18 protein-coding genes are annotated in these 21,235 nt (G+C 43.3%); 16 read left to right on the top strand and 2 right to left on the bottom strand.

Annotated elements, in window-relative coordinates; genetic code table 11:
* Positions 1-88 precede the first annotated feature (88 nt).
* The 3 genes from FZ941_RS04015 (at position 89) to FZ941_RS04025 (ending at position 2,307) form a co-directional block, all read left to right on the top strand.
* Complete coding sequence (locus FZ941_RS04015) at positions 89-583, top strand: carbonic anhydrase (RefSeq protein ID WP_061908850.1); 495 nt, start codon at positions 89-91, stop codon at positions 581-583.
* A 102-nt stretch (positions 584-685) separates the two neighbouring features.
* On the top strand, positions 686-1,552 hold the full coding sequence (locus FZ941_RS04020) for an ABC transporter permease (RefSeq protein WP_125370900.1): 867 nt from the start codon (positions 686-688) through the stop codon (positions 1,550-1,552).
* Positions 1,549-2,307 (top strand): ABC transporter ATP-binding protein, encoded by a 759-nt coding sequence (locus FZ941_RS04025; RefSeq protein ID WP_061422115.1) that lies wholly within the window; start codon positions 1,549-1,551, stop codon positions 2,305-2,307. Before FZ941_RS04020 ends, FZ941_RS04025 begins: the two co-directional genes overlap by 4 nt.
* 161 nt (positions 2,308-2,468) lie before the next feature.
* Here FZ941_RS04025 and FZ941_RS04030 read toward each other — a convergent pair whose 3' ends face one another.
* Complete coding sequence (locus tag FZ941_RS04030) at positions 2,469-3,950, bottom strand: M protein trans-acting positive regulator PRD domain-containing protein (RefSeq protein ID WP_148886927.1); 1,482 nt, start codon at positions 3,948-3,950, stop codon at positions 2,469-2,471.
* Positions 3,951-4,233: 283 nt separating this feature from the next.
* On the opposite strand from FZ941_RS04030, the gene FZ941_RS04035 reads away from it, so the two are divergent.
* The 7 genes from FZ941_RS04035 (at position 4,234) to FZ941_RS04065 (ending at position 9,859) form a co-directional block, all read left to right on the top strand.
* Positions 4,234-4,473: a GlsB/YeaQ/YmgE family stress response membrane protein gene (locus FZ941_RS04035; protein WP_148886928.1), complete on the top strand. Its 240-nt coding sequence runs from the start codon at positions 4,234-4,236 to the stop codon at positions 4,471-4,473.
* Between the two features lie 54 nt (positions 4,474-4,527).
* Entirely contained in the window at positions 4,528-5,094 is a 567-nt protein-coding gene (gene amaP / locus FZ941_RS04040; RefSeq protein ID WP_045500434.1) for an alkaline shock response membrane anchor protein AmaP, read from the top strand.
* 12 nt (positions 5,095-5,106) lie between these two features.
* Positions 5,107-5,280, top strand: a complete 174-nt coding sequence (locus tag FZ941_RS04045; protein WP_005591614.1) for a DUF2273 domain-containing protein — start codon at positions 5,107-5,109, stop codon at positions 5,278-5,280.
* 13 nt (positions 5,281-5,293) lie between these two features.
* A complete protein-coding gene (locus FZ941_RS04050) occupies positions 5,294-5,893 on the top strand; it encodes an Asp23/Gls24 family envelope stress response protein (RefSeq protein ID WP_005591615.1) in 600 nt (199 codons plus the stop codon).
* Positions 5,894-5,927: 34 nt separating this feature from the next.
* Positions 5,928-6,134 (top strand): CsbD family protein, encoded by a 207-nt coding sequence (locus FZ941_RS04055; protein ID WP_015605852.1) that lies wholly within the window; start codon positions 5,928-5,930, stop codon positions 6,132-6,134.
* Between the two features lie 744 nt (positions 6,135-6,878).
* Entirely contained in the window at positions 6,879-7,916 is a 1,038-nt protein-coding gene (locus tag FZ941_RS04060; RefSeq protein WP_148886929.1) for an alcohol dehydrogenase catalytic domain-containing protein, read from the top strand.
* A 239-nt stretch (positions 7,917-8,155) separates the two neighbouring features.
* Positions 8,156-9,859, top strand: coding sequence for an alpha-L-fucosidase (locus tag FZ941_RS04065; protein WP_148886930.1), 1,704 nt, complete (start codon positions 8,156-8,158; stop codon positions 9,857-9,859).
* Between the two features lie 198 nt (positions 9,860-10,057).
* On the opposite strand, the gene FZ941_RS04075 is transcribed toward FZ941_RS04065, so the two are convergent.
* The gene (locus tag FZ941_RS04075; RefSeq protein WP_148886931.1) at positions 10,058-12,157 is read right to left on the bottom strand and encodes a GH92 family glycosyl hydrolase; all 2,100 of its coding nucleotides are present in this window, start codon (positions 12,155-12,157) and stop codon (positions 10,058-10,060) included.
* Positions 12,158-12,326: 169 nt separating this feature from the next.
* On the opposite strand from FZ941_RS04075, the gene FZ941_RS04080 reads away from it, so the two are divergent.
* The 6 genes from FZ941_RS04080 (at position 12,327) to FZ941_RS04105 (ending at position 21,152) form a co-directional block, all read left to right on the top strand.
* Entirely contained in the window at positions 12,327-13,616 is a 1,290-nt protein-coding gene (locus FZ941_RS04080) for a glycoside hydrolase family 125 protein (RefSeq protein WP_148886932.1), read from the top strand.
* Positions 13,617-13,638: 22 nt separating this feature from the next.
* Positions 13,639-16,278: an alpha-mannosidase gene (locus tag FZ941_RS04085; protein WP_148886933.1), complete on the top strand. Its 2,640-nt coding sequence runs from the start codon at positions 13,639-13,641 to the stop codon at positions 16,276-16,278.
* A gap of 94 nt (positions 16,279-16,372) precedes the next feature.
* A complete protein-coding gene (locus tag FZ941_RS04090; protein WP_148886934.1) occupies positions 16,373-17,251 on the top strand; it encodes an ROK family protein in 879 nt (292 codons plus the stop codon).
* On the top strand, positions 17,236-19,119 hold the full coding sequence (locus FZ941_RS04095) for a family 20 glycosylhydrolase (RefSeq protein ID WP_148886935.1): 1,884 nt from the start codon (positions 17,236-17,238) through the stop codon (positions 19,117-19,119). Before FZ941_RS04090 ends, FZ941_RS04095 begins: the two co-directional genes overlap by 16 nt.
* A gap of 167 nt (positions 19,120-19,286) precedes the next feature.
* A complete protein-coding gene (locus FZ941_RS04100; protein ID WP_148886936.1) occupies positions 19,287-20,207 on the top strand; it encodes a sugar ABC transporter permease in 921 nt (306 codons plus the stop codon).
* A gap of 12 nt (positions 20,208-20,219) precedes the next feature.
* On the top strand, positions 20,220-21,152 hold the full coding sequence (locus tag FZ941_RS04105; RefSeq protein WP_148886937.1) for a carbohydrate ABC transporter permease: 933 nt from the start codon (positions 20,220-20,222) through the stop codon (positions 21,150-21,152).
* The last annotated feature ends 83 nt before the right edge of the window (positions 21,153-21,235 follow it).

Raw genomic sequence — 21,235 nt, forward strand, 5'->3', positions numbered from 1 at the left:
GGGGATTAAAAACTGACAAAATACTTAAAAGATGATAAGATGGTAGGGAATAATTTGAATATCAAATGAATTCTAGTAAGGGGAAAGAATGTCCTATTTTGAAAATTTTATGAAGGCCAATCAAGCCTATGTGGACCTGCATGGGACCTCCCACCTGCCGATTAAGCCCAAGACCAAGGTGGCAATCGTGACCTGCATGGACTCTAGGCTACACGTGGCTCAGGCTCTGGGCTTGGCGCTGGGAGATGCTCATATCTTGCGCAACGCTGGCGGTCGGGTGACGGAGGACATGATTCGCTCGCTGGTCATCTCTCAGCAGCAGATGGGCACGCGGGAAATTGTAGTCTTGCACCATACGGATTGTGGCGCACAGACTTTCAAAAATGAAGAATTTACTGCTTTTCTCAATCAAGAGCTAGGCGTTGATGTCAGCGGTCAGGATTTCCTTCCTTTTACAGATGTGGAGGAAAGTGTGCGGGAAGACGTGGAGCTTCTCCGCCAATCACCCCTAATCCCAGATGATGTAGAGATCTCGGGAGCAGTATATGACGTTGCTACAGGGCGAATGACCGTCGTTCAGTAATTACCTAGGAAAGCCAATTTATCTGTCGGTATTTCGGCATTGAAATTGGCTGCTTTTTTGTGTTAAAATAGAATACGATTTTAATTTAGTTAGGACAATAAGATGATTCTTTCCATTATTTCACAAGGTCTGGTCTGGGCCATTTTGGGTCTGGGGATTTTCATGACTTTTCGGATTTTGAATTTTCCGGATATGACGACGGAAGGTTCCTTTCCTCTGGGTGGGGCGGTAGCCGTCACTTTAATCACCAAAGGGGTGAACCCTTTCTTGGCAACGGCAGCTGCGGTATTGGCGGGCTGTCTGGCAGGTTTGGCGACTGGGCTTCTCTATACCAAGGGCAAGATTCCGACCCTGCTGTCGGGGATTTTGGTCATGACCTCTTGTCATTCCATCATGCTCATGATCATGGGGCGGGCTAATCTAGGTTTGCTGGGAACTCGGCAGATTCAGGACTTTTTGCCCTTCTCTGGAGAAATTAACAATCTCCTGACAGGCTTGATTTTTGTCAGTTTGGTCATTGTCGCTCTGCTCTTTTTCCTAGATACCAAGCTGGGGCAGGCCTACATCGCAACTGGGGACAATCCTGATATGGCGCGTAGTTTCGGTATCAATACTGGTCGCATGGAATTGATGGGCATGATCTTGTCTAATGGAGTCATTGCCTTGTCTGGTGCTCTGATTGCTCAGCAGGAAGGCTATGCGGATGTGTCCCGCGGGATTGGGGTTATCGTCGTCGGCTTGGCCAGTCTGATTATCGGAGAAGTGCTTTTTAGGGGTCTGACCTTGGCGGAACGTCTGATTACCATTGTGGTTGGTGCCATTGCCTACCAGTTTCTGATTTGGGGCGTCATTGCTCTTGGTTTCAACACGAGCTATCTCCGTCTTTACAGTGCGGTTATCTTGGCGGTCTGCCTCATGATTCCAACCTTGAAAAATACATTCTTTAAAGGAGCTAAGTTAAGCAAATGACAGCGATTGTAGAATTAAAAAATGCCAGCAAGCGGGTCAATAACGGCTTTGATGAAGAAAAGATCATCCTAAACGATGTGTCGCTGGAGATTCATGAGCACGATTTTATCACGATTTTGGGCGGTAATGGAGCAGGGAAGTCAACTCTTTTTAATGTGATTGCCGGTACGCTCTCTCTGAGCAGCGGTAGCATTTACATCTTGGGCGAAAATGTGACCAACTTTTCACCTGAAAAGAGAGCCAAATATCTATCGCGCGTCTTTCAAGATCCCAAGATGGGAACGGCTCCTCGGATGACAGTGGCGGAAAACCTGCTGATTGCCAAGTTTCGTGGCGAATCGCGCGGTCTAGTCCCTCGTCGGCTGAATAGCTATCGGCAGGAGTTTCAGGAGACCATTGATAAGATTGGCAATGGTCTGGAGAAACACTTGGATACGCCGATTGAGTTTCTATCAGGTGGTCAGAGACAGGCTTTGAGTCTGCTCATGGCGACACTCAAGCGTCCAGAGCTGCTTCTCTTGGACGAGCATACAGCAGCGCTGGATCCCAAGACCAGTGTGGCCCTTATGGAGTTGACTGACGACTTTGTTCGCAGAGACCAGCTGACAGCCCTCATGATTACCCATCACATGGAGGATGCTCTCAAATACGGCAACCGTCTGATTGTCATGAAGGAGGGTCAGATCATCCAAGACCTCAAGCAAGAAGAAAAAGCCAAGATGACCATAGCGGACTATTACGGCTTGTTTGAGTAAAGTTGACCAGTTTTTTGTAAGGCTGACAAAGGGAATAAGCAGTGAATAGTTATTAAACGGATATAGTTCTGTTTTCCACAGGACTGTATCTTTTTAACATTTTCTCAAACAAATCAAGAAAAACCGCTAGATTGCGGTTTTTTATCTTGTGAAAATCTTACTCACTCATCTATTTGAATAAACATCATGGCGTTAAGTAAGGATATTAACTCAACCGTATTAACGTTGTTGGAATAAATCAGCTTCTTGTTTTCAATCGGTGGGATAATGAAATTAGAAATGATGATGTCATAGGGTGATTCTTTTAAAGAATCGATGGATAATTCTAATTCGTTCCAAACTTCCAGTTCAAAATTGTTGCTACAATAATATGAAAGGGTTTCTGCTATGGATTTTGCATGATGTTGATCAAAACTACTCATCACTAGCACCTTTAATTTAGGTTGATTTTGCAACAGATTCAAAACCAAATGCTTACTGTGAGTTATAAAGGTATAGGATAAATGATTGACATGCATTTGGTTACTATGGATACCCAAGGTTTCAAGATAATTTAAGATTCCCTCTTTTACTTCTGAAACAAATTGAGGGAAAATATTTTGAAAGTTTCGGATTGTATTGCCCTTTTGATCAAACAAAATATACTCTGTTGATAATTCCCGCCGATGCAGTTGTGCGGTATTATGTAGATGCCAAATCAGATGGTCCTTGTTATCTATTTTAAAATTGTATGCGGATGATATCTGGTCAATGAAATCACTTAATAAATGATAGGACTTTTCCACATACCTATCAGACTTTACGTAGTCCATAAATAGTGTTTCATCAATGAAAAACATTTTTTGGAAGTAGGAAACAAATAATTGACCGATTACTTCTTTAGTCAAAGAAATATCGTAATCTGTAGCAAATCTATCTACTACTTCGTCTATCCCTTCAGCCTGCATAAAAGATTCCATCAATTGTTCATTGAAAGAATCATTCTCAACTTCCAAGAAATGTCCAAACTGTATTCTATAGAGATTCGTAACGAGCAGCAACTTTAACATCCTATGAGTGGATACATTCATAGGGAAGCTAATCTCTTTATAAACAATCTCTAACAACTGACACAAAGGCTCTTTGGGAAAATCTGTAAATGGCCATTCCAGGAAATAATATTTTTCCGAAAAATATTGTGCAAAAAAGTAACGGATATCAATCTCATTCCCAATGATCTGAACAGGGGTCAGACTAACTTCAAAATCATATTGTTTTTTTATCGTTTTATTGATGTGACTGATGATACGATAGAGCGAGGAAGAACTGATATAGAACTCGTTATAAATATCCTCAGCTTGACACCCTTCGTTAAAGAATATGAACTCTAAAATGGAAAAATGACTTGAGTGCTTGAAAAAATAATGATAGACCATCTCAATATCACTGTCATCCGTATTCATGATACGAATACCACTATTAGAAGAGTGAAAGATCAGGTCAGGAAAAGAGGACTTGACATAAGATAGGTCATCTTTTACCAACCGTTCTGAGCAGTTCAATCGTTCGGCTAGTTCAGAAATATAAAACCGACGTTTAGTTTTAAAGAGTAATTCTAACAATTCTAATTGCCTGAGGCTTTTTTTAGATAATAATTCTCTCATAATATTTTTTCTTTCTTATTATAGTTCCTATATTGTTTTTTTATTATACAATTATATCATGTTATGAGTGATTATGCTTATTCAATAGTATTTTTAAAAAAAGAAAAAACGTGATACGCTTTTAAATAAACAATGAAAGCGTTCTATTATTTTTGCGTACCCATAATACATAAATTTGGGAACAATTCCAAGCTGAATTATTATGTTTTTTTGATGAAAAATTATATAATTATATTAATCAAAAATAATATTAAATAATTTTGATTTAGAAAGGAGAATCACTATGTTGTGGTCAATTATTATCGGTGGGCTTATTGGTCTGGTTGCTGGATCAATAACAAAAAAAGGCGGTTCTATGGGAATTGTCGCCAACGTTGTTGCAGGTTTAGTTGGTTCTGCTGTCGGTCAGTCGCTTTTGGGAACTTGGGGTCCTAGTTTAGCTGGCATGGCCTTGCTTCCTTCTATCATTGGTGCAGTTATTGTAGTTGCTGTTGTATCGTTTTTTGTAGGTAAAAAGGCATAAGAATTCTTTTTATATACAATTTAAATTTAAATTTGAATTATGAAAGGATTTAATATGTCAAAATCAAGAAAAATACTTTTTCTTATTCTCTGTATTTTAATCTTGACGATTTTGATTCCTGTTTTGCTAGATTTTCATAAAGTTAGTGGTTTAGGTCTTCAGTTATTTACCTGGAAGAATATTCCTTTTGTAGGGTACTTTCTTTCTAGATACGTTTTCTGGGGAACATTGGTTTTATCAAGTTTGATCTTGCTATTGATGTTGGTTATACTTTTTTATCCTAAGAGAACATTGGAAATTAAGTTAGCTGATGCAGATGGGAAACTGATGCTGAAAAATTCAGCAATTGAAGGATTTGTTCGTAGTCTGGTGACAGACCATGATTTTATTAAAGATCCTACAGTTTCCGTAAATAGCCGGAAAAACAAATGTATGGTTTCTGTTAAAGGAGCAATTGTTCCGTCAGAAAACATCATCAAAAGAAGTCAGTTGATTCAAGAAGAAATTGCTACTGGATTAACAGAATTCTTCGGTCTCAATCATGATGTCAAGCTTGAAATCTCTGTATCAGATTTCAAACCAAAATCGCAGGCTAAAAAAAATACTAGTCGTGTAAAGTAAGGAAGTACCAAAATGGAATGGTTTAAAAAATATCAATATCTAATCCTATCTGGATTAGCGGGCGGTGTTCTAGCCTGCTTTATCCTATCCTTTGGCTTCTTTAAGACACTATTTGTCTTGATTTGCGCTGCCATAGGAGCAGGAATCGGATATTATATACAACAAAAAAATATATTAAATAAATAATAAGGAGTTTCTTATGTCAAATACAAATAAAGATTTTAAAGATGTTGCTAAAAAGGAAGTTGCGCAAGCAACTCATGAAGTAAAAGGTGAATTGACTTACGAAGATAAAGTCATTCAAAAAATCATTGGTCTCTCTTTAGAGAAAGTTTCAGGTTTGCTAGCTGTTGATGGTGGCTTCTTCTCTAATTTAGCAGATAAATTGATTAATACTGATAACGTAACGAATGGTGTTAATGTTGAAGTTGGGAAAGAACAAGTGGCTGTTGACTTGAACGTAGTAGTGGAATATCAAAAGAATGTTCCTGCCTTGTACAAGGAAATTAAAGATGTTGTTGTGGCGGAAGTTTCTAAGATGACTGATTTGGAAGTTGTTGAAGTAAATGTCAATGTTGTTGATATTAAAACGAAAGAACAACATGAAGCTGACTCAGTTAGCCTTCAAGATCGAGTGACAGATGTTGCTGAATCAACAGGAGAATTTGCTTCAGAGCAATTCGAAAAAGCAAAATCTGGTCTTAGCGGTGGTTTTTCAGCCGTTCAAGAAAAAGTTGGTGAAGGTGTAGAAGCTGTTAAAGATGCTGCTTCATCAAGTGAAAAAGCTCGCGTACATTAATTAAAAACAAAAAGAAATAAAGGAGGACATAGCTATGTCAACAGAAGAAAAATTCAACCAAGCTAAAGGCGCTGTCAAAGAAGGTGTTGGGAAAGTAATCGGTGACGAAAAACTTGAAAAAGAAGGAGCAGCTGAAAAAGTTGTTTCTAAAGTCAAAGAAGTTGCTGAAGATGCAAAAGATGCAGTTGAGGGCGCTATTGAAGGTGTTAAAAACATGCTTCATAAAGATGATGATAAATAAGCCTAAGCTAATATATAGTAGGGGCTAGAAATCATTTACAGTTTAAAGGAGACCTCTTTTAGGGTCTCTTTTACTTTTATATTCATTCTTTTTAGTTAAAATATTTTCAATCTACACGGTGTAAACGCTTGCAATATTTTGCTAGGAGGAGTATAATATAAGTAAAGATAGAGAAAGGAAAAACTAAATTTCGCATTCGATTTGCTTTGCTGATATATTTATTTGTAACATATAAGTCGTTGCTTTACTGGACTATTGGTTAAATCGTTGGGTAGGCCTGCTTAGCCTATCTGATTATGACAGTGGGATAGAAAGTAGAAGCTTTTTAGATGGTTTTCAGACTTCGAGATGTTAACCGATAGTTGCTTTGTGATTAATATTTCTAATGCTAAGATAAAAGAAAATCATTAGCGCTTAAAGGAATTAAAAATTTAATAAATTAAATAATCAACAATCAATTGTTAGTCAGTTCCGAATAGGATAAACTGATTGCTCCCATATCAGCAAGGTAAGTCAGACCTCTAGCCGAGTCAAGCTAGAGGTCATTTTGATTGATTCAGGCAGTTGTTAGTGGAGTTTGGACTTCAGCTAGTAAAGACCAAGAAAGCAGCTTTTAAAAAGCGATGAGGTAGGGCATTAGCGCTTGCTGGAGAAGAAAATTTCCCCACAGCTCCTTGGGCTTTTCTTCGTCTATCTATCTGAAAGGTGATATAATATAGTTAGCAAAATACAAGGAGAAATGCAATGAAATCAGCAGTCTATCTCAAGGCTGGTCAAGTTGGACTAGTAGAAATGGATCATCCGCAAATTCTAGACCCAGATGATGCCATTATCCGCATTGTTCGTACCTGTGTCTGTGGCTCTGACCTGTGGAGTTATCGAAATGAGCAGGTGAAGCCTGGGCGCATGAACAGTGGTCACGAGGCGATCGGTATTGTCGAGGAAGTCGGTGATGCAGTAACGACTGTGAAAGCAGGCGATTTTGTCATTGCTCCATTTACCCATGGATGCGGGGACTGCGACGCTTGCCGAGCAGGATATGATGGGACTTGTGACCGGCATATTGGCAATAACTGGTCAGATGGTGTGCAAGCGGAATATATGCGCTTCGAGTATGCCAACTGGGCTTTGGTGAAGATTCCAGGTCAGCCATCAGATTATTCAGAAGGGATGCTTAAGTCCTTCTTGGCGCTGGCTGATGTCATGCCGACAGGTTACCATGCGGCGCGTGTGGCAGATGTTAAACCAGGCGACAAGGTAGTTGTCATCGGGGATGGCGCTGTTGGACAATGTGCTGTTATCGCGGCTAAGATGCGGGGAGCTTCTCAAATTGTGCTCATGAGTCGCCACGAAGACCGACAAAAGATGGCGCTTGAATCAGGAGCGACAGCTGTTGTTGCAGAGCGTGGTGAAGAAGGCATTGCCAAGGTGCGCGAACTCCTCGGTGGCGGAGCCGACGCTGCGCTTGAATGTGTCGGAACAGAAGCGGCTGTCGACCAAGCCCTTGGTGTCCTTCATAATGGTGGCCGATTAGGTTTTGTTGGTGTTCCCCACTATAATAATCGTGCCCTTGGTTCCACTTTTGCACAAAACATCACAGTGGCGGGTGGCGCAGCCTCTGTCACAACCTACGACAAACAACTCTTATTGAAAGCAGTTCTTGATGGCGATATCAATCCAGGTCGCGTCTTTACTTCCAGCTATAATCTAGAAGAGATCGATCAAGCTTATAAAGATATGGATGAACGCAAGACCATTAAGGCCTTGATTGTGATTGACTAAGGTTTGTCAAGATTATTATGCTAGGGGATGTTAAAGGCACTCAAAGGAATTTGAAATTCTGAGAGATCAGCAAAACGATTTGTAAGGATTAGGATAGGATTTTCAGTCTTCCACAAATTATAGAAGAAAGAGTGGCTTTTTAGGAAGTCGAAAAGGAGGCGTTGCTAGCGTCTTCTTTTTTTGCTATAGTGGAGCTAGAGAAGAGATTGACTAGGAAGAAATGAGGAATAGCGAGACTTATGAAAAAAATGGAAGAGATTGCGGATTTTGGTCCCTTGCCTTCGGAAGCCCAGCTAGCTTATCATCGAGATGAATTGGCAGCTTTTATCCATTTTGGCATCAATACGTTTTACGAGCAGGAATGGGGAAATGGTCAAGAAGACCCTAAGCGTTTCAATCCGACTAAACTAGATACAGACCAGTGGATCAGAGTTCTGAAAGAAACAGGCTTTAAACGGGTCATTCTCGTGGTCAAGCATCATGATGGTTTTGTTCTTTATCCAAGTCGTTATACAGACTATACGGTGGCTGCCAGTCCGTGGAGAGATGGTGAGGGTGATCTCTTGGCTGAGATTTCACGCTCAGCCAGTCGGTATGATATGGATTTGGGGCTTTATCTGTCGCCTTGGGATGCCCACAGTCCGCTCTATCACGTAGATACTCAAAAAGCCTACAATGAGTACTATCAGCAGCAATTAGAAGAAATATTGAGTAATCCGCTCTATGGCAATAAAGGGAAATTTGTTGAAATCTGGATGGATGGGGCGCGTGGAGAAGGGGCTCAAAAGCTTTCCTATGAGTTTGAGGCTTGGTTTGAGACCATTCGTCGCCATCAAAAGGACGCTGTCATTTTTTCAACCGAGGCGACTGAATTGCGTTGGATTGGCAATGAAAGCGGTCGAGCTGGCGATCCCTTGTGGCAGAAGATTCGACCGGAAAAGTTGAGTGAGCAGACACCGCCTGTCTATCTTTACCATGGCGATCCAGACGGTACGCACTATTCTGTTGGAGAAGCAGATGTTTCCCTGCGTTCGGGTTGGTTTTATCATGAAAGTCAGCAACCCAAGTCCTTGGCGGATTTGTTGGATATTTATCTGGCTTCGGTGGGGCGGGGGACACCGCTTTTGCTCAATGTACCTCCGACCAAGGAGGGTTTGTTGGCGGAAGTCGATGTCCAGCGCCTGCAGGAATTTCATCAGGTTATCTCTAGCCTTTACGATGAAGACTTGGCTGCGGAGGCTAAAGTCACAAGTAGCAGTGAAAGGGCAGGCTATCCAGCAAGCAAACTGACGGATGGTCAAAGGGATAGCTTCTGGGCTCCGAATGCGGAGGAGGCTTCCTATATCTTGGAGATTGACCTAGGTCACAGCTGCACTTTTAATCTGCTAGAAATAAGAGAACCGATTGCCAAAGGGCAACGGGTCGCAGGCTTTATCCTGGAAGTGAAGAAGGAGGATGGTTGGACTGTCTTTGCCCGTGGTCAGACGATTGGCTATAAGCGTCTGCTTTTGGGCGAAATGGTCGAGGCTCGTCACTTACGCTTGATTTTGACGGATTTCCAAGCCTTGCCACTGTTGAGTAAGCTGGCCGTGTATAGGACACCAGCGATCATGGAGGAAGAGAAGAGGCCTTCTGGTTTGGTACTTTCACAAGCAGCGGACACAGTAATTGGGGGGCAATCAAGTCAGATTCGTCTGCGTCGTTTAGACAGGCTGGAGCAAGCGGAGCAGATCCGACTGGTTACGGAGCCTGGCACAGGTACGCACGGAACGGCTTATGAGGATCAAATCTGGGATGTGACCTTTGCTTCGGGCGAGACAAACAAAGAGTTGACCTTATCAACCTTGGCTTTCACAGGTCATAAGGAATTGAATTTTTACCTTTGTGCTAGCCGAGAGGATGGTCGTCAAAGCAGACTCAAGATTGAGGTCAAGGGAAGTTAGAATGAGAAAAGAAGAGTGGGACAGAAATCGGTAATTCGTTAGAATTCAATTTCGTCGTCCCACCTCCGCACAGTTGAGTAGGGCTGTAAAAGCTGATGAAATCAGCCTAGTAGAGCCCACTCAACCACTGCGTCTTGCTCGAAAAGCCAAAGACAATTGAGAGGCTAGGACTTTTGTCCTAGCCTCCTTTTGCTGTTTTTATGATTGTGTAGAGGATGAATTTGGCAACCAAGACAGGTAGAAGTCCAGCCTGTCAGAAGCTAGTAAGTCCTCATGGGAAATTCGCTGCTGGCTTCGTCCGTCTAATTCTGCCTTTTTCACAAACTGGAAGTGGGGATAGTTATCATGAGCGTAAATATCAAGCCATTTTTGACTTTGTGGCAGGTAGAGGCGCAGATGGTCAAAGAGCGGAATGCCTAAGTCATAGTGAGGCTTGCCAGGACAAGTCGGATAGAGCCCCAAGACGCTCCAGATATACCAAGCAGAGAGGCTGCCATTGTCTTCGTCACCAGGGAAAGCCTGCCAACCAGCCTGAAAAGCCTCTTCTCTCAAGCTTTTGATTAGGATACTAGTATATTCTGGCTTGGCACTATAGCGAAAAAGATAAGGGATATGAAAACTAGGTTGATTGGAAATGGCTAGCTGGCCAAAGTGAGCATTCGCCATCTCGCTCATTTCATGAATTTCGTAGCCGTAGCCTCTGACATCAAAATAAGGCTGATCCTGACAGAGCCTAGTCAGATAATCGGTAAAGGCTGCCTCACCGCCCATGAGCTCTTTCAAGCCTTCGATATCATGGAAGACGCTGAGCGTATTTTGAATAGCAGAGCATTCTGCGTAATCTCGTCCCCAGCTGTAAGGAGAAAAGTTGGCTCGGAATTGTCCTTGTCGGTCTTTGGCCCGCATATAGCCCGTTTCTGAGTCAAAAAGGTTTTGGTAATGGCGTGCCTGCTGGCCGTATCGCTGGGCTACTTGTTCCTCTTGGAGTTTGCTGGCCAGGCTGGCAATGCAAAAGTCGCTGTAACTATAGTCCAGCGTGTGGCTGACGCTTTCATGATAATCTGTTGGCAGGTAGCCCAAGGCTCGGTAGTCGCTAGCCCCGTGTCGGCCGTAACGTTTGGAAGGATCTTCTTTCTCAGCTGTGTCTAGCATGGCTTGGAACAATTCCTGTTCTAGGTCGGGAATGAGATGTTTCGCAGCGGCATACGCAATAACACCGTCAATCAAGGTGCCTGGCATCATGCCCCGTTCATCAGGAGCCAGCCACTTGGGTAGATAACCCGTTTCTTTGTAGAAATTTAGAAATCCTTCTAGAAAGTCATGATAGATGTCTGGTGCGATAAGAGCTAGGAGAGGAAAATTGGTTCGAAAACCATCCCAAAAACCGATATTAGTAAAGAATTTGCCAGACTGGACAGTTTGATGGGTAAAGTCCCAATGAATTTCTTGTCCTTCAGGAGTTATTTCATAAAAGGTCTGAGGAAAGAGGAAGAGGCGATAAAGAGTCTGGTCGAATATGCGGCGGTCAACTTTCCCCTGCTCCACAACATCAAATCGGTGGAGATAACTTTCCCAGGCTTGCTTGGTTTGTTCTTTTACCGCATCAAAGTCGGCTTGGGGCAAATTCGTCAGGGCCTGCTCTTCCGAGATAAAGGAAGTGGCTAGGGCAAATTGCAGTTTTCCTTGTTCAAAGTCTAGCACCAAGTCCTCTCCAAGGGCATGACTGGCTTGAATGGGCTGGTCAAAGCGCAGGCAGACATGCATGGTCAGAGCTTGCTTGGCTGGATTGGTTTCTTCTTTCAGACAACCTAGAAGCGTGTAGGCGTCCAGCATACGGAAATGAGCCTGAGCCTCACTGTGTAGGATAAGGCTGATAGGCTGGGCCCCTTGGCCTGTGAGACGGAAGCAGGCTCCGTAAGTAGTCGGAGTCAGTTCCGTACTGACTTGATAACGATTGGAGTGAATTTTCAAATAATGTGGCTGAAAAATACTCTCGTCCGGTCGGTAGGACGACTGACGATGATAGATATCAGGCTTGCTTATCTTTTCGGTGACAGGCGTGAGCAGGAGCCAAGAGAAATCACCGATCCAAGGACTGGGCTGGTGGGTCAGACGAATGCCTTGGAAGATGGGTAGGTCTGGTTTAAAGAACCAAGATCCATCTGTATGGCTGCTCTGAGGGACGAAATAATTCATGCCAAATGGTGCCCCTGTATAGGGCAGGGTATTGCCGTGGGAAAAGCTATGGGAATTGTCCGTTCCATAGCGGGTATCAATCGTTTCTAGTATTGTTTTCATGGGAAATCTCCTTCAATCCAGCTTGCTTTGTCTTGATTATAACATGAATCGAGAACCAGTGACCAAGGCAAAAATATATGATCGAAAGGCCTTTAGTTTGTGTATATATTTTAAAAACTGTTTAGCCTATACTAGAGAATGTAAACGAGTATGAAAAAGGAGAAGGAATATGGTTTATTCTAAAGAAATTGTTGGGAAATGGTTGGAGTCTATTGCCCAGTTAGCCCAGGATCACCCAGCTTGGGTCTCTGTTTTTGAGCGTTGCTATACGGATACCTTGGACAACACGGTCGAAATCTTAGAAGATGGATCTACTTTTGTGCTGACAGGCGATATTCCAGCTATGTGGCTACGGGATTCGACTGCTCAGCTCAAGCCCTACCTCTTTGTAGCCAAGCAAGATCCAAAAATTCGTCAAACGATTGCTGGCTTGGTCAAACGCCAGATGACGCTGATTCTCAAAGATCCTTATGCCAATGCCTTTAATATCGCTGACAACTGGAAAGGTCACCATGAAACAGACCACACAGACTTGTCTGGTTGGATTTGGGAACGCAAGTACGAAGTGGACTCTCTCTGCTATCCTCTGCAGCTGGCTTATCTCTTGTGGAAAGAGACTGGGGAAACGGGTCATCTAGACGCTACCTTTGTTGCTGGTGTTAAAGAAATTCTACGAGTTTGGACGATCGAGCAGGACCACAGCCAGTCTTCTTATCGCTTTGTCCGTGATACGGATCGCAAGGAAGATACCTTGGTCAATGATGGGAAAGGTCCTGATTTTGCAGTGACAGGCATGACTTGGTCAGCCTTTCGTCCGAGTGATGATGCTTGTATTTACAGCTATCTGGTACCGTCTAATATGTTTGCAACGGTTGTCTTGGGCTATGTGGCAGAAATCTTTGAAAAATTGAACTTAGAGGGTGCTGAGGAGATCGTTCCGCATGCGCAGCGCCTGCAAAAGGAAATCAAGGAAGGAATTGAAAACCACGCCTACACCCAAAATGCTAAAGGCGAAAAGATTTACGCTTTTGAGGTAGACGGTTTGGGGAATGCCAGCATTATGGACGATCCGAATGTGCCAAGTCTTTTGGCAGCGCCATATCTAGGCTTTTGTTCAATTGACGACGAAGTTTACCAAGCGACACGCCGCACCATCCTGAGCTCAGAAAATCCTTACTATTATGAGGGTAAATATGCTGCAGGACTTGGTAGCTCGCACACCTTCTACCGCTATATCTGGCCGATTGCTCTATCCATTCAAGGCTTGACCACACACGATAAGGAAGAAAAACGTCGAATTTTGGACTTGCTTGTGGCCTGCGATGGTGGCACAGGTGTCATGCACGAAAGCTTCCATGTGGACGACCCAACCAAGTATTCTCGTGAATGGTTCAGCTGGGCCAACATGATGTTCTGCGAACTAGTATTAGATTATTATGATTTAAAAATTGAGGTATAGAATTAACAATAGAGGAACAAAAATGGAAAATATTACTGTACATATCATTTCTCACAGCCACTGGGATCGCGAATGGTATCTCCCCTTTGAATCCCACCGTATGCAGCTGGTCGAGCTTTTTGACAATCTCTTTGATTTGTTTGAACATGATCCAGAATTCAAAAGCTTCCACCTAGACGGGCAAACCATTGTCTTGGATGATTATCTGGAAATCCGTCCGGAAAATCGCGACAAATTGCAGCGCTATATTGACGAGGGCAAGCTGAAAATCGGGCCTTTCTATATCTTGCAGGATGATTATTTGATTTCTAGCGAAGCCAATGTCCGCAATACCTTGATTGGTCAGCAAGAGTGCAAGAAATGGGGCAAGTCCACTCAGATTGGTTATTTCCCAGATACTTTTGGAAATATGGGACAAGCGCCTCAGCTTTTGCAGCAATCAGGCATTCATATAGCCGCTTTCGGCCGTGGGGTTAAGCCAATCGGCTTTGACAACCAAGTTTTAGAGGATGAGCAATTTACTTCTCAGTATTCTGAAATGTACTGGCAAGGTGCCGATGGCAGTAAAGTTCTAGGCATCCTCTTTGCCAACTGGTACAGCAATGGAAATGAAATCCCAACAAATCCAGAAGAAGCGAAAGTTTTCTGGGAGCAAAAACTGGCTGATGTGAAGAACTATGCTTCTACCAATCAATGGCTAATGATGAATGGCTGTGACCACCAGCCAGTTCAGCGCGACCTCAGCCAAGCCATCCGAGTAGCCAATGAGCTTTATCCAGAAATAAACTTTATCCACAGTTCTTTTGATGACTATATGCAAGCTGTGGAAGCTGCTCTGCCTGAGGAACTGTCAACAGTTCAAGGAGAATTGACCAGCCAAGAAACTGATGGTTGGTACACTTTGGCTAATACCTCTTCAGCTCGTATTTATCTGAAGCAGGCTTTCCAAGAAAGCAGCAACTTGCTAGAGCAGGTGGTTGAGCCGCTGACTGTTATCACAGGCGGTCACAATCACAAAGATCAGCTGACTTATGCTTGGAAGACTCTCTTGCAAAATGCTCCACATGATAGCATTTGCGGTTGCAGTGTCGATGAAGTTCACCGCGAAATGGAAATTCGCTTCGCCAAGGTTAATCAAGTGGGCGAATTTGTCAAAGGCAACCTGCTGGAAGAATGGAAGCAAAAATTAGATAGCCGCCAAGCTGATAGCGACCTGCTCTTCACCGTTGTCAATACTGGGCTCCATGACAAGGTAGATACCATTTCTGTAGATGTGACATTTGCGACCCGTGATTTCAAGGAAGCGCATCCGACAGAAGCCTATCGAAGAATGGCAGAATTGACAATTTCAGACTTGATTGTTCAGGATTTGGATGGTCGCTATGTTGAAGCTAAAATCGAGGATTTGGGAGCTAATTTCCAATATGATCTTCCAAAAGACCGCTTCCGTCAGGCTTATATCGCTCGTCAGTTGCGCGTGACGTTACCGATTCATCTAGCACCTCTGGCTTGGAAAACCTTCCAATTGCTTCCTGGTGCAAAAGAAGAGCATGAAAGTCTCTACCGTAATGGTGTAATTGACACTCCATTTGTGACTATCAGCTTTGATGAAGACTTGACCGTCTATGATAAGACGACCCATGAAGCCTATGAAGGCTTCCTCCGCTTTGAAGATCGCGGCGATATTGGAAATGAGTATATCTACTTCCAGCCAAAAAATACAGAGCCAATCTATGCTAAACTGGCTGGCGTTAAGGTGTTGGAAAACAATGCCCGCTATGCCAAGGTGGAATTAAGCCATGAATTGACCTTGCCAGTAAGTGCAGATGAACTGTTGGATCAAGAACAAAAGGGCATCGTTGAGTTTATGAAGCGCTCAGCAGGCCGTTCGTCAGAATTGACAACTATGATCTTGACAACTGAGTTGACAGTCTTTGCGGACAGCCCACAATTGCGCTTTAAGACTTGCTTTACCAATACTGCTAAGGATCACCGCATTCGTGTTCTTTTCAGAACTCACAACAGCAGTAAAACCAACGATTCAGACAGCATTTACGAAGTGGTTCGCCGCAACAACCAACCAGCTGCTTCATGGGAAAATCCAGAAAATCCACAGCACCAGCAATCCTTCGTCAGTCTTTATGATGACCAAAAAGCAGTCACAGTTGCTAATAAAGGTCTAAATGAATACGAGATTTTAGGTGATGATACGATTGCGGTCACTATTCTACGGGCAACAGGTGAGCTGGGCGACTGGGGCTACTTCCCAACGCCAGAAGCGCAGTGCTTGCGTGACTTCCAAGTCGAATACACAGTAGAATGCCACCAACCACAAGAGCGATTTGCTGCTTACCGTCGGGCCAAAGCCTTCCAAACACCATTGACAGCTCTGCAAATTTCCAAACAAGAAGGAAGTGTTGCGGCAGCTGGACAAGCCTTGGATCACCCTGCTTTGAACCTAGCAGAAATTTGTCCGACAGCCCTGAAAGTGTCTGAAGACGAGTCAGGTATCGTACTTCGCTACTACAATATGACCCAAGAAGAGCAAGAAGTGACAACTGCTTCCCAAACCCTAGTCAACCTTTTGGAAGAAGTACTTCCAGAAAAAGACGGAATCTTAGGACCACAGGAAATTCGCACAGAGCTCTTGAAGAAAGATTAAAAAGAGGAGGCTAGGGCAATGGACTAAATACTTGAAAATTTAGTTCCTTGCCCTATTGCCTTGTAAGTTCTAGAAAACAGAGAACGGAGAAAAAATGCTTATTGCAACAATTGACATAGGCGGTACAGGTATCAAGTTTGCGGCTATGTCCAAAGAAGGAGAGATACTGGAAAAGCAAGACATTGCTACGCCAGACAATTTAGATGACTTGCTGGCTTGGCTGGATTCTTGTCTTTCCAAGCGGGCTTACCAAGGCATTGCCATGAGTGTGCCTGGGGCGGTTGACCGAGAGACAGGAGTCATTGGTGGGATTAGCGCTGTTCCTTATATTCACGGTTTTTCTTGGTATGATAAGCTGGCTTCTTATGGTTTGCCGGTTCACTTAGAAAATGATGCCAACTGTGTTGGTTTGAGTGAACTTCTGGCCCATCCAGAGCTGGAAAATGCAGCCTGTGTAGTTATCGGCACTGGTATTGGCGGAGCTATGATAATCAATGGCAAGCTCCATCGAGGCCGCCACAGTTTGGGTGGGGAGTTTGGCTATATGACAACTCTAGCCCCCGCTGAAAGGCTTAACAACTGGTCGCAACTTGCCTCAACTGGCAACATGGTAGCTTACGTGGTCGAGAAATCAGGGCAGACAGACTGGGATGGACGCAAGATTTACCAAGAAGCTGCGGCAGGAAATACCCTTTGCCAAGAAGCTATCGAGCGGATGAACCGCAATCTTGCGCAAGGTTTGCTCAATATCCAGTATCTCATCGATCCAGATGTGATTAGCTTGGGGGGCTCCATTAGTCAAAATCCAGACTTCATCCAAGGTGTCCGATCAGCGATTGCTTATTATGTCGATCGCTATGAAGAGTATTCGGTGGTGCCAGAAATTTTAGCGTGTACCTATAAGGGGGAAGCGAATCTTTATGGCGCTTTAGTAAACTGGTTACAGGAGGAAGGCCAATGGCCACATTTGTAGGATTATCAAGCAAGCAAGAAAAGGCTCTTGCTCGCTTAGAAAAATATTTGAACTTAGGTGAGATTGAAGTCAGTCTTGTCCCTAACTCAGCTGTCTCAATCAAGGTGGAAGGCTGTATGGGACGTTATCAGGTCAGCTATCATAAGCCTCATCAGCTCTATCGAGCTTTAGCCCTCCTATCTGCCGCCCTTAAAGCAGGGCAGGATGAGGTGGAGATCGAGGAAAGAGCAGCTTATGAGGACTTGGCTTATATGGCCGACTGCTCTCGCAACGCCGTCTTGAATCTGAACTCGGCTAAGAAAATGATTGAAGTCTTGGCCTTGATGGGGTATTCTACTTTTGAACTTTACATGGAAGATACCTATGAGATAGAAGACCAGCCCTATTTTGGCTATTTCAGAGGTCGCTACACTGTTGCAGAATTGCAAGAGATTGAGGCCTATGCCGCAGATTTTGATTTGACCTTCGTGCCTTGCATTCAGACCTTGGCCCATCTGTCAGCTTTTGTCAAATGGGGTGTCAAGGAAGTGCAGGAGCTTCGAGATGTTGAGGATATTTTACTGATCGGGGAAGAAAAGGTCTATGACCTTATCGAAGGCATGTTTAAGACTATGTCCCAGCTTCGTACACGTAAGATAAATATCGGGATGGACGAAGCCCACTTGGTTGGCCTCGGACGCCATTTGATTCAGCATGGTTTCCAAAATCGCAGTCTCCTCATGTGCCAACATCTTGAGCGCGTGCTGGATATCGCTGATAAGTACGGTTTCCACTGCCAGATGTGGAGCGATATGTTCTTCAAGCTCATGTCAGCAGATGGCCAGTACGACCGTGATGTGGAAATTCCTGAAGAGACTCGCGTTTCTCTGGATCGTCTCAAAGAACGTGTGACCTTGGTTTACTGGGATTACTATCAGGATAGCGAGGAAAAATACAACCGTAACTTCCAAAATCATCACAAAATCAGTCAGGACATTGCCTTTGCTGGCGGTGCTTGGAAGTGGATTGGCTTTACACCGCACAACCATTTCAGTCGCTTGGTAGCCATCGAAGCCAATAAGGCTTGCCGGAAGAATCATGTCAAGGAAGTGATTGTGACTGGCTGGGGGGATAATGGAGGAGAAACCTCTCAATTCTCAATCCTGCCTGCCCTACAGATTTGGGCAGAACTAGCCTACCGAAATGATTTAGATAAATTAGCCGAGCATTTCTTGGTGAGCACAGGCCTTGCCTTTGATGATTTTATGAAAGTAGACCTAGCCAATCTTTTGCCAGGCTTGCCAGAAAACCTCAGCGGTATCAATCCAAATCGCTACATCCTCTATCAGGATATTCTATGTCCTTTGCTGGAACGCCATATCCGATCGGAAGAAGACAGGCAGCATTTTGAAGCTGCTGCTCAGTCCTTGCAAGAAGTCAGCCTCAAAGCTGGTGAATATAGCTATCTCTTTGAAACTCAGGCTCAGTTGAATGCGCTCTTGGCCTTGAAGATTGCTGTCACATCTGGTATTCAAAAAGCCTATGGTGTAGGAGACAAAGCTCGCTTGGCAGAACTAGCTGAGAAAGAGTTGCCTTTGCTCTACCAAAAAGTGGAAGACTTTGCCGAGCAGTTCAGCCATCAATGGCAGCAGGAAAACAAGATTTTCGGTCTGGATACGATTGATATCCGCTTTGGAGGTTTGCTCAAGCGGATCAAACGGGCGCAGGAGCGCCTGCAGCAATACACGACTGGTCAGCTTGATTCTGTAGAAGAATTAGAGCAAGAAATCTTGCCTTTCAATGACTTTTATAAGGAGCAAGGTCTAATAGCGACGACAGCCAACCAATGGCACACTATCGCTACAGCGTCAACGATTTACACAACGTAAGCACTTTGCTTGATCAAAGTTTTCATGGCTCTACTCTACTTTTTATCTGTATATTAGATAAATAATTTGTATAGTTTTTTCTATAATTAGGAGTTTAAATGAGAATAGAAAAAGGCATATAATAGAAACATGAAAACGATATCAAAACAATAGAAAGGGAGATTTGAATGAATAAGGTTATCAAAACACTGAAAGAAAACTTTATTTTCTTGCTCATGGTCTTACCAGGAGTTGTTTGGTTTGTTTTGTTCTTCTATATACCAGTTTTAGGAAACGTCGTTGCATTTAAGAATTTTAAACTAAGTGGTGAAGGATTCATCCATAGCCTTATGAGCAGTGAATGGGTGGGCTTCAATAACTTTAAGTTCTTATTTAATTCCAAGGATGCCTATACGATTACACGAAATACCATTCTTTATAATGGCGGTTTCATTATTTTAGGATTGATTTTCTCTGTCGGAATTGCCATTATCTTTAGCGAACTTCGTTCGAAAAAGATGGTAAAGATTTATCAGACAACCATGCTGTTTCCGTATTTCCTTTCTTGGGTTATTATTAGTTTCTTCGTAGATGCTTTCTTGAACCCTGGCAAGGGCTTGCTGAACAATTTGTTGCACAATCCGAATATCAACTTTTATACAGTGGTCTCTTTCTGGCCAGCCTTCATCCTTTTCATTGGTATCTGGAAGGGCTTAGGATACAGCAGTATTTTGTACTATGCAAGTATCATGGGAATTGATCCGACTTACTATGAGGCAGCAACGGTCGATGGCGCTACAAAATGGCAGCGTATCCGTAATATCACCTTGCCATCTTTGGCTTCTCTTATCACAGTACTAACCATTCTAGCAGTTGGAAATATCTTCCGCGCGGACTTCGGTTTGTTCTACACTGTTCCGCATGATTCAGGATCGCTCTATAGTGTAACCAACGTTTTGGATACCTATGTTTATCGTGGATTGACCGGTACAGGTGATATCGGGATGGCGTCAGCTGCGGGTCTCTATCAATCAATTGTTGGCTGTATCCTCGTTATCGTCAGCAACCTGATTGTCCGCAGAATTGATAAAGAATCTGCTCTCTTTTAGAAGGAGGAACTTATGAAATCCCCAAAAATTCAAAAAGAGAAAGTCGATAATGTGGGAATTCACTCCTTTAGTAAAAAAGCCGATTTTTTCTTTAACATCTTGATTGCGATCTTCTCGCTTTCCTGTGTTCTGCCTTTCTTCTTTGTCATCATCATCTCGCTGACAGATGAAAGCAGTTTGGTTCATAATGGTTTTGCCTTTTGGCCATCACAGTTTAGCTGGGCGGGCTATGAATTCTTATTTAGCTTGAAAGATCAGCTCTTGCAGTCACTCTTTGTGACAGTGGTGATTACGGTAGTAGGTACTAGTTTGAATGTCTTTTTCACAACAACTTACGCCTATGCCATTTCACGTCGAAGCTTTAAATTCAAACGCTTCTTTACCTTGTTTGCAATGGCAAGTATGCTCTTCCAAGCAGGGATGATCCCTACTTACATCGTTATGACCAACTTGCTTGGTTTAGGAGATACAGTGTGGGCCTTGATTTTGCCACTACTGCTTAGTCCTTTCAATATCATTTTGATGAGAACCTTCTTCAAGAGAACGATCCCAGAAGCGATTATTGAATCTGCTAAGATTGATGGTGCCAGCGAGACTCGGATTTTCTTCCAAATCTGCTTGCCACTATCTCTTCCAGGTATCGCTACAATCACTCTCTTCACTGCCCTTGCTTATTGGAACGATTGGTTTAACGCCCTGCTCTACATTCGCAGTGACAACTTAGTTCCCCTTCAATATTTGCTGATGAAGATTCAGCAAAATATGGACTACTTGTCTAAGAGTGCGGGAGCGAGTGCTCAGCTTGCAGGCTTAACAGGATCTCTCCCTAAAGAGTCTGGACGTATGGCCATGGTCGTAATTGCAACCTTGCCAATCGCTTGCGTCTATCCATTCTTCCAACGTTACTTCGTTAAGGGATTGACTATCGGAGGCGTCAAAGAATAGCTTGCCCCCTTTAGTCTTAGAGTTTTTACTACTAAAAACTCACATTATTAAATTTGTATATAAAAAATTAAAAGGAGATTTTT

Source organism: Streptococcus sp. Marseille-P6264, from assembly GCF_902460355.1.
Taxonomy (GTDB): Bacteria; Bacillota; Bacilli; order Lactobacillales; family Streptococcaceae; genus Streptococcus.